Genomic DNA, 13,277 nt, shown 5'->3' with positions numbered 1-13,277 from the left:
CGGTCGATCGGCCTATGCCAAGAGGGCCGTGCAACAAGGAAGCATGCATGTCCACCTATGAAGACCGCCTGAAGGCCCTGCGCGAACAGTTGGTGCGCGATCGGCTCGATGGTTTCGTCGTCCCCCTGACCGATGAGCATATGAGCGAATATGTCGGCGCCTATGCCCAGCGCCTCGCCTGGCTCACGGGTTTTCAGGGATCTGCGGGCAGCGCCGTGGTGCTGCCGCAGGAAGCCGCGATCTTCACCGACGGCCGCTATACGCTGCAAGTGCGCGAGCAGGTGGACGGCGCCCATTGGACCTATGAAAGCGTGGCCAAGACCTCGGTCGCGGCTTGGCTGGGCGACCATGCGCCGACAGGCGGGCGCATCGGCTACGATCCCTGGCTCCACACCCGCGCCTGGGTCAATCAGGCGACGGCTGCGCTGGCGGAGAAGGGGGCGGCGCTGATCGCCGTCGACACCAACCCCATCGACCGCGTCTGGCCCGACCGGCCCGCACCCAGCGACGCGAAGCTGGTCGTCCACGACGATCATTATGCAGGCAAGAATGTCGCGGAAAAGCGGCAGGATATGGCCGACTGGCTGGTCGCCAAGAAGGCTGACGCGGCGATCCTCTCCGCGCTCGATTCGATCGCCTGGACCTTCAATATTCGCGGCAAGGATGTGGAGCGCACGCCGGTCGCGCTGGCCTATGCGATCGTCCATGCTGACGCGACCGCCGACCTCTATGTCAGCCCCGAAAAGATCGACGAAACCGTCATCAAGCATCTGGGCAATGCGGTCCGCGTTCACGACCGCGCCGATTTCGCCGCTGCGCTCGCCGACCTGAGCGGCAAAACCGTGGTCGCCGATCCGGAACGCGCCGTCGCCGCGATCTTCGATCAACTCGATAAAGGCGGGGCGACCATCCTGTCGCTGCGCGATCCGGCGGTGCTGCCCAAGGCGATCAAGAACGAAACCGAAATCGCCGGGCACAAGGCCGCGCAAGCCCGCGACGGCGCGGCGCTCTCCCGCTTCCTCCATTGGGTATCGACCGAGGCGCCCAAGGGCGGGGTCGATGAACTGAGCGCCTCCGACCGTCTGGAAGCCTTCCGGAAGGATACGGGCGCATTGCAGGATTTGTCCTTCGACACGATCAGCGGCGCTGGTCCCAACGGTGCGGTCGTCCATTATCGGGTCGAGGAAAAGACCAACCGCCCGGTTGAGAGCGGCTCGCTCTATCTGGTCGATTCGGGCGGCCAATATCGGGACGGCACCACCGACGTCACCCGCACCCTCGCCATCGGCACGCCGACCGAGGAAATGCGCCGCCGCTTCACGCTGGTGCTGAAGGGCCATATCGCGCTCGCCCGCGCGGTGTTTCCAAAGGGGACGCGCGGCGGCCAGCTCGACATCCTCGCGCGGCAATTCCTTTGGGCCGAGGGGCTGGACTATGCCCATGGCACCGGTCACGGCGTCGGCAGCTTCCTGTCGGTGCATGAAGGGCCACAGCGGATCGCGACTTTTGGCGGCGGCGACGAACCGCTGGCGGCCGGTATGTTCCTCTCCAACGAGCCGGGCTATTACAAGGCCGGCGAATATGGCATCCGCATCGAAAATCTGGTGCTGGTGGAGGAGCGTGCCGTGCCCGGTGCCGAACAGCCGATGCTGGGCTTTGAAACGCTGACCTATGCGCCTATCGACCGCGCGCTGGTGGTCGCTGACCTGCTGACTGGCGAAGAACGTATGTGGCTCAACCTCTATCACGCCAAGGTGCTGGAGATTGTCGGCCCGCAACTGAACGGCGCGGCCCTCGACTGGCTCAAACAGGCCTGCGCCCCGATCTGATCTGTCAGCTACGCCCCGCCGCCCGGTTTATCCTCGGGCGGGGGCGGTGCATCGCCAGCCCGCGCCTGCGCCTTGCGCCGCCGTAGATTGTCGCGCAGCGCCTGCGCTAATCGCGCCTGCCGTTCGTCTTTGCTCTCGCTCATTAGTCCGGCTGTAGCGAAAAGTGGGTCGTTGCAGCAAGTCGCCCGAAAGCTGGTTGACAGGACGCCCCGCCAAGGCCATAGGCCCGGCTCCGCCGCCCGCAAGGGTCGCGAAAAATGGTGAGATGCTGCCGTAGCTCAGTGGTAGAGCGCATCCTTGGTAAGGCTGAGGTCGTGAGTTCAATCCTCACCGGCAGCACCATTTTTTTCAATGACATAGCGTCTGATTACCCTTCGGGGATAGAATGGGCGTCATTTGGATAATGACCGGAAAATGGGCCAGACCTCATGGCCGGCAGGCTGGCTGGCATCGATCTACCGTGTTTTCGGGCGGTCGATGATGGAAGCCTATCTGCGCAGGCTTGTAATGAACTGGCGAGCTTCTAGAAATGCGATGTCGCGGAGACAGGCATGTGTTCCGAGATTCGGCCCAGGGGGCATAGGGGGAACGATGCGCGGAGCCTTGATTTTCCTATCATTTGCGTTGGCTGGTTGCGGTAACGGTCCTGCGCTGACCAGCACCCACGTCGCTCAACCCAGCTTGGCAGATATCTCCGATCGAGTGGATCGGCTGGAGAAGGATTACAGGACCAGCAATCCAACGGTCAATCTCAAGCTAGGTGATAGCGGCTTTTCTACCATCCGCACGGATTATGGCGCTATCACGATCCAGTGGGACGCGGCGGTCGCGAACGGCGCAGGTAGCAAGTTGACGTTCAGGATTGGCAATCCCCTTGCCGCAAAGTTGAGCGGTATCGAGATTTATGGCTATCCTGTGGGAAAAGATGGCAAGGACATACCCTCTTCGGCCTTGCCTTGGCGGCTTAAAGGCAATGCGCTCAGCGGAGCGTGGACCAAACTCACAGTGATCGTTGCTGATGTACCACCTAAAAAGATCGCGAGTTTGAGGATAATGGGCGCCACGGTGGGCGGAATCGGCCTCACTGCGCCTTAGGCACCCTGCAATGATCCGTGCCTGGGCTGCGTGGGATAGCCGACAAGCAGGCGGGGAAACTTGATGGTCTTCCGACGGCAGCCAAAATCTATACCTCTGCTGACAAGGCATGAATCGGCAAGAGGGCTGCGCCCAATGTTATGGGGGAGCCGCGCAGGCTGGACACCTGGACAGGTGGCCGCCGCTCGTAAACGGTTGTGACGAGGTTCGCCGCATGCAGCCGGCTGGCCAAGCCTCGCAGGATTTCGCTGGTCAACGTCCCCGCCAGCACAATTGCACCAGGATCAAGCCAGGCAAAAGCAGTATTGCAGACAGTTTCGAGTTGCTCAGCCGCCCGGTCCGACCAGGCTTCGATTGTTGGAGCCTGATCGGGAGCATTGAGATCGATCTCCGCGACCGAAGAAATGTCGCAGCCGTTCGAGCGAAGAATGGATAAAAGGTCCATTGGGCTGGGCCGGGGCAAGTCTCCGGGAAACAGGCAGCCGATTTCTCCAGCCACGCCGAACTGACCGCGAACGAGCCGACCGTCCACGATGACTCCCGCACCGATCCCGTAGCCCAGAAGCAGTACGACCACGTTGGAAAAATCCCGCATCAGTCCACCAAGATAATATTCGGCAAGCGCCGCAGCATTGGCGTCATTTTCCATCCAGAGCGGCCAGCCGAATTCGGCAGAGAAGATGTCGTGCAAGGGCGCATCCCGCCAGTTCGGCAGAACATCGACCACGCTCCAGCGGTCGCCTGCGGGAGACAGGGACGGGCCAGGCACGGCGATGCCTATACCCAGCATTCTTTGTCCCAGCAGATCGTGACGATCCACCAGAAGGTGGATGAGGCGCCGCACCTTTTTCGCGAACGCTTTGGGGTCGATCGGCTCGATTGCCTCAGTGTGGGTCGCGATCGTAGCACCGGCGAAATCGACCAGCGAAATGTCGAGGAGTCCCTTATGGGCCGTAGCACCGACCGCATATCCACCCTTCGCCGCCAATTGCAATGGGATGGCGGGCCGCCCTCTGCCATGCACTTCGGCATCGGGCATTTCCTCAACGACCCCCAACGAGAGCAGGTCGCGGGAAAGCCGGGTAAGGGCGGTGCCGCTGATTTCCAGCGCCGCTGCCACAGCCGATCGGGAAAGCGGTCCAGACTTGCGAAGCATCTGAATGATGCGCCGCTGATCCTTGTCGAGCGTCGGAAAATGCACCGGCCTGTCTGTCCTCAAAGCGATTAAGCGATCAGGCGCGCTAGGCAGATTTATTTATTTTCACAACAATAATTAAAAACGTCATACTGATGCATCAGGGCGCCCCGGAACGATTGAAAGAGGGGTTCCATGCTTAAGACATTTCTGGCCACCGGCACCGCCCTCGCGGCGCTGTGCTCCACTACCATCACACCTGCCCATGCCCAGGACACCACCCCCGCGCCACAGGGTGCAGAGGCGGACAATGGGCCGGGCGAGATCATCGTCACAGGCTCGACCCGCGCGCAGCGCCGCTTCGATGTCTCCTATGCGATCAACACCATTTCCAGCGAAGATGTAGAGAAGATCGCGCCGGTGAACTTCGCCGACCTGATCGGCCAGCTTCCCGGTTTCCAGACCGAGATTACCGGTGGCGAGGTGCAGAATATCTATCGTATCCGTGGTCTGCCCAATGATGGCGGCTTCGTCAGTTTCCAGCAGGACGGGCTGCCGCTGTTCCATGAGAATGACGGCGTCTTTTTCCGCGGCGATGCGATCCTGAAGCAGGATCTGATGACCGATCACGTCGAAGTCGTGCGTGGCGGCCCGGCACCGGTCTATGCCAGCTATTCGGGCGCGATCATCAACGCCATCACCGTGACCGGCAGCGATACGCCGCGCGGCAAGGCGCAACTGACGCTGGGCGACACTGGCCTCTACCGGCTGGACGCCTATCAGGCAGGGCCGCTGGGCGAGAATACCTATTATGCCATCGGCGGCTTCCTGCGCCAGCATGACGGCTATCGCGACAATGGCTTCCCCAACGACAAGGGCGGCCAGATCCGCGCGAACATTAAGCATGATCTGGACAATGGCTCGATCAAGCTGAGCCTGAACTATGTCAACGACCACAACGTCTTCTACCTGCCGATCCCGATCGCGGACCCGCGCGATCCCAGCGTTTCGCTGAACAAGTATATCGACTTTTTCGACGGGACGATGAATTCGCCTGCACTGCGGAACGTGAACCTGAAATATCGCGACGGCGCGGGCGTGATCCAGAACCGCACCAGCGACCTGTCCGACGGCCGCCACATGCAGATGTTCAACATCGGCGCGCAATATGAGGCGGATTTCGATGGCTGGCTGGTGTCGGCCAAGGCCGGCTACACGCAAGGCAAGCTGGATTTCACGGCTTTCTATTCGACCACCAACCCGGCTGACGGCAATGGCTTTGCCAACGGCTATCTCGCCCGCGCCACCAGCGCGTTCGGCAATGTCGCCTCGTTCGGTTATGTTCTGGCGGGCACCAACACGGCCTATGATCCCTATGCGGCATCGGGTCTGGTGATGCAGGGTCAGTATCGTGACATTCATTCGAAATTCTATTCGGCGCAAGGCGATTTTTCGGTCGCCAAGCGGTTCGACACCGGCATCGGCAGCCACGACATCAAACTTGGCTTCTATGCCAGCGCCTATGGCGAGAGCAGCCGCACGACCTATCAGAATTACCTGATCGAGGTGGCGGGCCAGCCGCGGACGCTCGATCTGGTCGCCTACAGCGCCACCGGCGCCGAACTGGGCCGCGTTACCGACAATGGCGTGCTGAACTATGCCGCCACGCTCAACCAGGGGGATTCGGACGCGAAGATGTTCGCGCTCTATGCCAACGACACCTGGGAGATCGTACCGGGTTTGCGTATCGATGGGGGCATTCGCCACGAACGCTACGATTACAAGGGCTGGGCGGCGCTGACCGAGCAGGTCAATCTGGGTGATGCCACGACGCTGGCCGATGACACCACGCGGGCTTTCAGCGGCGTGATCGTCAATGCCAAGCTGAAGCCCAATGTCACCAACTGGACGGTCGGCGCGAACTATGATTTCAGCCGGAACATCGGCATCTATGGCCGCGCCTCGCATCTGGAAACGCCGCCCAACGTCCAGACGGTGATGAGCATCAACCCGACCATCATCACCACGGTCGCCGATCAGTTCGAAGCGGGGCTGAAGCTCGCCTCGGGTCGCTCCTATCTCTACATCACCGGCTTCTACACCAATTTCGACCCGCTTAACGCGTCCTTTCTGGCCTTTGACCCGACGACGGGGCGCAACGACGTCAATATACCCTTCATCGGCGAAGCACAGGTCAAGGGCATCGAGTTTGATGGCTCTCTGGCCCTGACGCCCTGGTTCAAGCTCAACGGCGCGCTCACCATCAGCGATCCGAAATATAAGAATTTCGCCAGCGCGACCGGGGCCGATCCGGAGCAGGCGGAAGGCAACCAGATCGTCCGCCAGCCGAAGGTCTATGGCAATATCCGCCCCAGCTTCGATTTCCAGACCGGGGAAGCGGACATCTCCGTCTATGGCCGCTACACCTATATGGGTAAGCGCTATGTAGATCTCTACAACAATACCGCGCTGCCTGCCTATGGTACGATCGGCGCGGGCGTGACGGCGCGCAAAGGCAGTTGGCAACTTCAGGTCGTGGGCGACAATCTGTTCAACGCCCATGGTCTGACCGAAGGCAATACCCGCACGGATTCGCTGAGCGGGCAGGGCAGTTCGGAAGCGATTTACGGTCGTCCGATCTTTGGCCGCAATTTCCGCCTCGTTATCAGCAAGTCCTGGTGATGGCGGGCCGCCTGACAAGGATGACAGCCTTGTTCGTTACGGCGGCTTCGGTTGCGCTCGCGGCTGCCCCGGCTTCGGCCGGGGCGGCTCGCGACGTCGTGATCGAGCGGCTCTCGCAGCGCCTCTTCCCGCTACTTGATGCGCTGGGTCGTGATCCGGCCGCGCTCGACGCCCTCAAGTCCAGTCCTGAAGTCGGTGCCTTGCTCCGCATTCGGCAGGCCCGGTGGGCGGCGTGCGGACCGGATCTGATCTGCTCCGCGCAGGCGATCGTGTGGAACCCGGCAGAGGTGGAGGCCATCGCCCGTGCGGCGAAATTGCCAGCCGGCCTTCCCGCGTCCGACGATGGCAGCGCAGCGCAGGCGCGGCGCGAGATTGAAGGCATCAACAGCATCGTGCGGACTTATGGTCTGGGCCAGGTTCCGCCTTATCCCCAGATTGACGGGGCAGGAACGATCGACCCGCAGGAGCGGCAGGCACGGCTTCAGGCCGCCGACTGGCTGTCACGCACGCCGCGCGACGGATCGGCGCAGGCATTGGATCCCAGCATCGACTATGCGCTGGCTCTGCTGGACGCGAGCGACCGCACTGACGCGATCAGCTTCGATCCACTAACCGGGGGCAGCAATGACCTGCCGATGCGGCGCGCGAAAACCGTCGACTGGAGCCGTTATCGCTACACCGCCCTGATCGTCACGGGCGTCGGCCCGGAAGTGGCGGACATGGCGCTCAGTCCCTTTGGCAAATATCATCTGCGTCTGGCCGCAAATCGCTTCGCGCAGGGCGAGGCCCCGTTCATCATCGTTAGCGGCGGCAAGGCGCATCCGCGCGCGACCCGGTTCACCGAGGCTCGGGAAATGCGCGAGGCGCTGATCGAGCGTTATGGGATACCGGCCGAAGCGATCCTGATCGAACCCTATGCCCGTCACACCACGACCAATTTGCGCAACGCCGCGCGCCTGCTGATGGCGATAGGGGCGCCGCTGGACCATGACACGCTGATCGTCTGCAATCCGGGCCAAAGCGCCAGTATCGAAAGCCCTTTGTTCGTGAAGCGCAACAATGACGAACTGGGTTATCAGCCGGGACAGATCGGCAAGCGTCTTTCCCCCACTGAACTGGTGTTTCGTGCCGCCCGTGCCTCCGCGCGGGTCGATCCGCGCGATCCGCTTGATCCCTGAACCCGTCAGAACGGAGCATGAAGATGCGTTTCCTTGCCCCCGCCCTTGCCACAATCAGCGCCTTGGCCCTTCATCCCACGACCGCTCGGGCGTGGGGCGGCACCGCGCATTCGGTGATCGACCGCGCGGCCATCGAGGCTATTCCCGACGATGGCCCCACATTCCTGCGCAAATATGTCGACTATATCGCGGCCTCGGCCTCCTTGCCCGACAGTTGGCGAGGGGATGCGGAGAATTTCTCCAAGATGGACGAGGACCCCAATCATGGCTGGTTCCGGGAACAATTCACCTTCGTGAAGCCCATTCCGCGTTCACGCCATGAATTCGTCCTCGCCCTTTACAAGCAGTATGAACGGATCAAGGACAGCGATCCGCTGACCGCGCAGCGCACCAATATCCGCTGGACCGGCACGCTGCCCTATGCCGCAATCGAAGCCTATGAGCGGCTGATTGTCTGTATGCGGTACGTGCGCAAGGCGCAGGCGGAAGGCCGCGACGCATCGGTGCCCGAGCAGCATTGCGCGTTTCAGGCCATTCGTCTGGGTCATTATATCGGGGACGGCGCGCAGCCGCTCCATGACTCGGTCAATTCCGATGGCTGGCGGGGTGATAACCCCAGGGAATATACGCGCGACAAGAGTATTCATGGTCGCTTCGAAAGCCTGTTCGTCGACGGCATGCAATTGACCGCCACGGACATCGCGCCCCGCATCGGTGCGCCTCAGCACCGCACCGGCGACATGTTCGAGGCGGTGCTCGCTTTTCTCGACGTGGCCGGAAACAAGATGGAAGCCGTCTACAAACTCGAAAAGCGCGACGGTTTTTCGAACCATGCCGACAAGGATGTACGCGCGCTGATCTATGAGCGGACTGCGGCAGGCGCATCGATGCTGCGCGACATGTTTGTCCGGGCCTGGGCAGAAAGCGCTACGGAACCTGTGAAGGTCGAACCATCCCCGCTCGACTTCAGCAACCCTGCGTTCAATCCGGAAACGGGTTCAGCGCCCGACTGAGCACGCAATGCGCGCTTGCTCCGGTATGCCAAGGCGGCGAGCAAGCGCGCATGGCAGGCATGACCCATCTGGAATCGCTGCATGAGAAGCATGGCACCGAGGCAACCGGCGATCGGCACGCCTAGCCCAAGGCCCAGCATGGCCGCCTGGACAATGGCCGTTTGCGCCTTGTCCGGATTATAACCAAGCGACCCCAGCACCCAGCCGATCAGCGTCATGGAGGCGGCGGCGCTGGCCTTCACGATCACCAGATAGAAGGCGAAAAGCCCAGTTTCGAACCGTCGGCCATGACGCCAGTGAATGATATCGACCGCATCCGCCAGCAAGCCCCAGGGCAGCATATAGACACTGGCGAAACCGAAACCGATCAGGACCGCGCAAGCTGGCAGGGCATCGGGTGATTGGAGGCACAGGGCGAAGAGGAGGATGCCGATGGCGCTTACGCCATGGCCCATGGCGAGCAGCCTGCTCTTGCTGAAACGTCCGGTCAGCGCCGTCCACGTGAGGACGCCCATGAACTGTCCCACCGTCAGCGCCAGCAGCAGCGTGGGAACCAGATCGGGGAGGTGAACGACATATGTGCCGATGTAGAGGAGCATTCGCCCAAAGGCCGGTGCGGCAAAGCCGGTGATGAGTGCCAGAAGGGCCATGCCCAGCACCATGGGATCACGCAGCGGTATGGCGATCCCATCTCCTTCTGGTCCAGTCGTAGCCGGGCAGGTCTCGCCGCTGCTCGACGTAAGCGCGCACAGGATCATCGTCAGCGCAAATATGGAGCCGGTGATGATCCCGGTGGTCGCGAGCCTGTCGAAGGCCTGATCGCGTCCCGCCGCCTGCACCAATGGCGTCAGGATCGTCGCGATGACCAATGCACTCGCCGTACTGAAGAGCAGCCTGTAGCCCGAGACCCGCCCGCGCGCCCGGCTGTCGCTGGTAATCCGGGCCATCAGCGCGTTATGTGGCACGTCGATCACCGCATAGGCGCTGCGAAACACCAGCAGCGCGCAGGCGATCACCCAAAGCCTGTGCATCCCCAGCGCCGGCAGGGCATAGAGGATGGCGAAGGCTGTGCCGCAGGGAATGGCGGCGACGGCGACCATCCAGCGATAGCCTCTGCCGGAGCGGCGAAGACGGATGATCAACTGAGCCGCAAGCAGATCGAAGACAAGATCGCCGCACAGAGCGATGAGCATCAAGGAGCCTGCCATTGTTGCAGACAGGCCGAGTAAATCGGTCAAAAGAAAAAGGATGGTGACGTCGGCGCCGGAGAATATGAGCGCCTTGCCGAAATTGCCCGATGCGTAGGCAAACAAACGGCCTTCGCGCCCGCCCCGGCTCAGCAGGGAAGCCAAATTGGGTTTCTCACCCCTTTTGATACAGGACATCGGTTAGACTGAAATCCGCTTGACCTATGCCCGCAATTCAAAATGCCAGCATGAAGATGCGCGCTTAGGTCGGAACTCTTACATTTTTGCGACGATTGTTCTTTCTGTAGGGGCGACCCATTCAAGACGTTCGCGATTTTGCTCTGTAAGTCACCAGCTTTAATTTTTTCTCGCCATAGATCTGATCGTCACGGACCAGTCATTGAACTGGCATCAGGATGTTACATAGCGCGGCCATGGGCACAGGCCATGACACGCGTAGATCCATCGGTCGGCTTTGACCCTCGGAAAAGTTCGGACGGTTTCGATCCGCGTATACTGTTTTTCCTGAAGGGTTTTGGCCCGGGCGGTGTCGAACGAATTGCCCTGCGCCTGGCCGACGGCTTGCGACGCAAGGGACTGGACATCGCCATATTGGTCGGAGCCGAAGCCGGACCGATGGAGCGGCCATCGGGGCATTATCTTGTCGCGCGGTCTTGGCCAGTTATTGGAATGCGAGGGTCAATGGCGCGCCTGGTTGCGACCCTTGGGCGTCAGCTACGTTTCGCGCCGCCAGCCTTATTATTCTGTCCCGGCAATGCCTATACGATCATCCCTGTCCTGCTGAAGCTGTTGCTCGGCGCCGCCTGTCCACCGATTGTCGCAAAGATCAGCAACGACTTGTACCGACAGGATCTGCCGCGTGCGATCCGCCCGCTCTATCGTGTCTGGTTGCGGATGCAGGGGCGGGCGATTGATCATTTTGCCGTGCTGTCGGCACCCATGGGTGCCGAAGTAAAGGCGTTCATGCGCGTTGCGTCCCATCGCATCCATGTGGTTCCCAATCCCGTGCTGGACGATTTCGACCTGGAACCGAATCTGGACCAGCGCCGGCCCGTTGGCTTGGGGCGGCGGTTCGTGGCGGTCGGGCGGCTGGAGCGGCAGAAGGATTATCCCGCAATGCTGCGTGCCTTTGCCGCAGGTGCCCGGCCCCATGATCGGTTGACCATTTTTGGTGAGGGCAGCGACCGTGATGCGCTGGTCGACCTTGCCGCATCGCTCGGCCTGGCCGATCGGGTCGACCTGCCGGGGCATTGCCGCGATGTCCGTGCGCGGTTGCGCGATCATGATGTGCTGCTGCTCTCCTCCCGCTACGAAGGACAGCCGGGCGCAGTCGTCGAGGCGCTGTCAGTCGGCCTTGGCATCATCGCCACCCGATGTTGCGCGGGCATGTCCGACCTGCTCGACCATGGCGCACTTGGTACGCTGGTGGAATGCGGTGACGACAGTGGCTTTGCCCGAGCGATCGCGGAGGCCGAACCCGACATGCAGGATCGAGCGCGGGCGAAGGCCAGGGTGCGCGATTGCACGATCGAGGCGGCGGTCCCGGCCTATGCCGCTCTCTTCGCCGTTGTGATCGCCGAACGGCAAGCGTGCGATTCCATATCGCGCAAGACTTCATTCTTTCGTCCAGGGGCCAACGCGAAACCCGTATGAGCAGTACCGATATCGCCTCAACTCGCCCGATCGATGCGGCGCTGCCGCTGATCGACGGTCCCGCCATGCGCGAGCTGCTCGTGCCGGCGCCGCTGGTCAAGTCTGGCCGCAACTGGACTGCCTGGTTCGGCCCTGTCATTTCGCTGGCGTTGTTGGCCGCCGTATTCGTGCAACTGGGCAGCATCGACTTTCCGTTGCTGCTGGGGCTTGTTCCCCGCACGCTCCTCTTTTGGGGCGTATTTGCCCTGACCTACAGCCTGACACCGCTGTTCGACTGGTTCATCTTCAATCGGCTCTGGTCGATCCCGGCGGGCGGGCTGGCCGCATTATTCCGCAAGCGGCTCAGCAACGAGTTGCTGCTGGGATATGTCGGCGACGTCTATTTCTACACCTGGGCGCGCCGCCATGTGCGAATGGCGGGATCGCCTTTCGGCGCGGTCAAGGATTCGGCCATATTGTCGGGTGTCATGGGTAATGTCGTGACGCTGGCCATGCTGGCGTTGACCTTTCCGTTGCTTTCGTCCCTGCGGCTGGCGATCGACGGGCGCACGCTCGGCATTTCATTGGGCATATTGGTCCTGACCTCATTGGTGCCGATGCTGCTGGGTCGCCGCATCTTCAGTTTGCCGGCGCCGAAACGACGGATGGTGGCGGCTGTGCATTTCACCCGGATCGTTGCCAACCTGCTGCTCTATGCCTGGCTGTGGCACCTGATGCTGCCGGACGTCGCTCTTAGCTGGTGGGTGATGTTGTCGACCGTCCGCCTTGTCCTGTCGCGCCTGCCGCTCGTGCCCAACAAGGACGTGCTTTTCGCGGGGGTCGCCACCTTTCTGGTCGGGCGAGAGGGAGAGATCGCCGAAATATTGGCACTGCTCGCCAGCCTGCTTCTGGCCACCCATCTGCTGGTAGGCCTGTTACTGGGGGGCACCGGCATCATCCGGCGGCAGATGGCCCTGTGATCGCGCTACTATGGACATCGACGCTGGCGCTGATGTCGGGCATGGCCATTCCTTCCACGCCCGCTCTGGGCAAGGCAGGCGCGCATTGTCGCAGCAATGAAAGCGGCCCTGCCTTCCTGATCGACATTGTCGGCCTGAAGGACCGCAATGGCAATCTGAAGCTGGAAGTCTATCCGGCGAACGACACCGATTTCCTTCAGGACGACAATATCCTGATCGCGCAGGGCAAGACGTTCCGCCGCGTCGAGGTGCCCATACCACCGGGCGACCCGGCGACGCTTTGCGTGCGACTGCCCGGTCCCGGCCGCTACGCCGTCAGCGTGCTTCACGACAGGGACGGCAATCACAAGTTCGGCCTGTCGGTCGATGGTGTCGGCTTTGGTGGCAACCCAAAGCTGGGCATGGGCAAACCCAAAGCCAGCGCGGCGTCGATCGTCGCGGGCGCCAGCCTGACGCGGGAGCGGATCGTCATGAATTATCGCCGGGGCCTTTTGTCCTTCGGCCCCTTGACGGAAAGGCGTTAGG

At 61.8% G+C, this 13,277-nt stretch carries 10 protein-coding genes, 1 tRNA gene and 1 pseudogene; 9 read left to right on the top strand and 3 right to left on the bottom strand.

The features are described 5' to 3' along the window. The first annotated feature begins 47 nt into the window (after positions 1–47). The gene (locus tag WFR25_RS21875) at positions 48–1,829 is read left to right on the top strand and encodes an aminopeptidase P family protein (RefSeq protein ID WP_336973674.1); all 1,782 of its coding nucleotides are present in this window, start codon (positions 48–50) and stop codon (positions 1,827–1,829) included. A gap of 8 nt (positions 1,830–1,837) precedes the next feature. Here WFR25_RS21875 and WFR25_RS21870 read toward each other — a convergent pair whose 3' ends face one another. After that, positions 1,838–1,972 carry a hypothetical protein gene (locus tag WFR25_RS21870; protein ID WP_336973673.1) on the bottom strand — a complete coding sequence of 45 codons (135 nt, stop codon included), beginning with the start codon at positions 1,970–1,972 and terminating at the stop codon, positions 1,838–1,840. A gap of 124 nt (positions 1,973–2,096) precedes the next feature. On the opposite strand from WFR25_RS21870, the gene WFR25_RS21865 reads away from it, so the two are divergent. Then, positions 2,097–2,171: transfer RNA gene (locus tag WFR25_RS21865), tRNA-Thr, on the top strand. Between the two features lie 249 nt (positions 2,172–2,420). Continuing rightward, entirely contained in the window at positions 2,421–2,924 is a 504-nt protein-coding gene (locus WFR25_RS21860) for a hypothetical protein (protein WP_336973671.1), read from the top strand. An 88-nt stretch (positions 2,925–3,012) separates the two neighbouring features. Here WFR25_RS21860 and WFR25_RS21855 read toward each other — a convergent pair whose 3' ends face one another. Continuing rightward, positions 3,013–4,125 carry an ROK family transcriptional regulator gene (locus tag WFR25_RS21855; RefSeq protein ID WP_336973670.1) on the bottom strand — a complete coding sequence of 371 codons (1,113 nt, stop codon included), beginning with the start codon at positions 4,123–4,125 and terminating at the stop codon, positions 3,013–3,015. Between the two features lie 129 nt (positions 4,126–4,254). On the opposite strand from WFR25_RS21855, the gene WFR25_RS21850 reads away from it, so the two are divergent. The 3 genes from WFR25_RS21850 to WFR25_RS21840 are packed head-to-tail and all read left to right on the top strand — an operon-like array spanning position 4,255 to position 8,932. After that, a complete protein-coding gene (locus WFR25_RS21850) occupies positions 4,255–6,741 on the top strand; it encodes a TonB-dependent receptor (protein WP_336973669.1) in 2,487 nt (828 codons plus the stop codon). After that, positions 6,741–7,919 (top strand): YdcF family protein, encoded by a 1,179-nt coding sequence (locus WFR25_RS21845; protein ID WP_336974999.1) that lies wholly within the window; start codon positions 6,741–6,743, stop codon positions 7,917–7,919. Before WFR25_RS21850 ends, WFR25_RS21845 begins: the two co-directional genes overlap by 1 nt. A 23-nt stretch (positions 7,920–7,942) precedes the next feature. Beyond that, positions 7,943–8,932 carry a phospholipase C/P1 nuclease family protein gene (locus tag WFR25_RS21840; protein WP_336973668.1) on the top strand — a complete coding sequence of 330 codons (990 nt, stop codon included), beginning with the start codon at positions 7,943–7,945 and terminating at the stop codon, positions 8,930–8,932. A gap of 77 nt (positions 8,933–9,009) precedes the next feature. On the opposite strand, the pseudogene WFR25_RS21835 reads toward WFR25_RS21840, so the two are convergent. After that, a pseudogene (locus WFR25_RS21835) lies at positions 9,010–10,317 on the bottom strand (MFS transporter); the annotation flags it as partial. Between the two features lie 249 nt (positions 10,318–10,566). On the opposite strand from WFR25_RS21835, the gene WFR25_RS21830 reads away from it, so the two are divergent. From WFR25_RS21830 to WFR25_RS21820, 3 genes are read left to right on the top strand one after another with little or no spacing between them, the layout of a single operon-like run. Next, on the top strand, positions 10,567–11,793 hold the full coding sequence (locus WFR25_RS21830; RefSeq protein ID WP_336973667.1) for a glycosyltransferase: 1,227 nt from the start codon (positions 10,567–10,569) through the stop codon (positions 11,791–11,793). Beyond that, a complete protein-coding gene (locus WFR25_RS21825) occupies positions 11,790–12,752 on the top strand; it encodes a hypothetical protein (RefSeq protein ID WP_336973664.1) in 963 nt (320 codons plus the stop codon). The genes WFR25_RS21830 and WFR25_RS21825 overlap by 4 nt, the downstream gene beginning before the upstream one ends. Before the next feature lie 32 nt (positions 12,753–12,784). Beyond that, on the top strand, positions 12,785–13,276 hold the full coding sequence (locus WFR25_RS21820; protein ID WP_336974998.1) for a DUF2141 domain-containing protein: 492 nt from the start codon (positions 12,785–12,787) through the stop codon (positions 13,274–13,276). Position 13,277 lies beyond the last annotated feature (1 nt).

It is taken from the genome of Sphingobium aromaticiconvertens (genome assembly GCF_037154075.1).
Taxonomy (GTDB): Bacteria; Pseudomonadota; Alphaproteobacteria; order Sphingomonadales; family Sphingomonadaceae; genus Sphingobium; species Sphingobium aromaticiconvertens.
The sequence above is the reverse complement of the archived record's forward strand: the minus strand, read 5'-3'. Positions and strand labels throughout refer to the sequence as shown.

What these genes read in the sequence shown, in the direction of transcription:
- WFR25_RS21840 (WP_336973668.1), top strand. Translation starts at nt 7,943, where the DNA reads ATGCGTTTCCTTGCCCCCGCCCTTGCCACAATCAGCGCCTTGGCCCTT.
- WFR25_RS21875 (WP_336973674.1), top strand. Translation starts at nt 48, where the DNA reads ATGTCCACCTATGAAGACCGCCTGAAGGCCCTGCGCGAACAGTTGGTG.
- WFR25_RS21845 (WP_336974999.1), top strand. Translation starts at nt 6,741, where the DNA reads ATGGCGGGCCGCCTGACAAGGATGACAGCCTTGTTCGTTACGGCGGCT.
- WFR25_RS21850 (WP_336973669.1), top strand. Translation starts at nt 4,255, where the DNA reads ATGCTTAAGACATTTCTGGCCACCGGCACCGCCCTCGCGGCGCTGTGC.
- WFR25_RS21825 (WP_336973664.1), top strand. Translation starts at nt 11,790, where the DNA reads ATGAGCAGTACCGATATCGCCTCAACTCGCCCGATCGATGCGGCGCTG.
- WFR25_RS21820 (WP_336974998.1), top strand. Translation starts at nt 12,785, where the DNA reads ATGTCGGGCATGGCCATTCCTTCCACGCCCGCTCTGGGCAAGGCAGGC.
- WFR25_RS21860 (WP_336973671.1), top strand. Translation starts at nt 2,421, where the DNA reads ATGCGCGGAGCCTTGATTTTCCTATCATTTGCGTTGGCTGGTTGCGGT.
- WFR25_RS21870 (WP_336973673.1), bottom strand. Translation starts at nt 1,972, where the DNA reads ATGAGCGAGAGCAAAGACGAACGGCAGGCGCGATTAGCGCAGGCGCTG.
- WFR25_RS21830 (WP_336973667.1), top strand. Translation starts at nt 10,567, where the DNA reads ATGACACGCGTAGATCCATCGGTCGGCTTTGACCCTCGGAAAAGTTCG.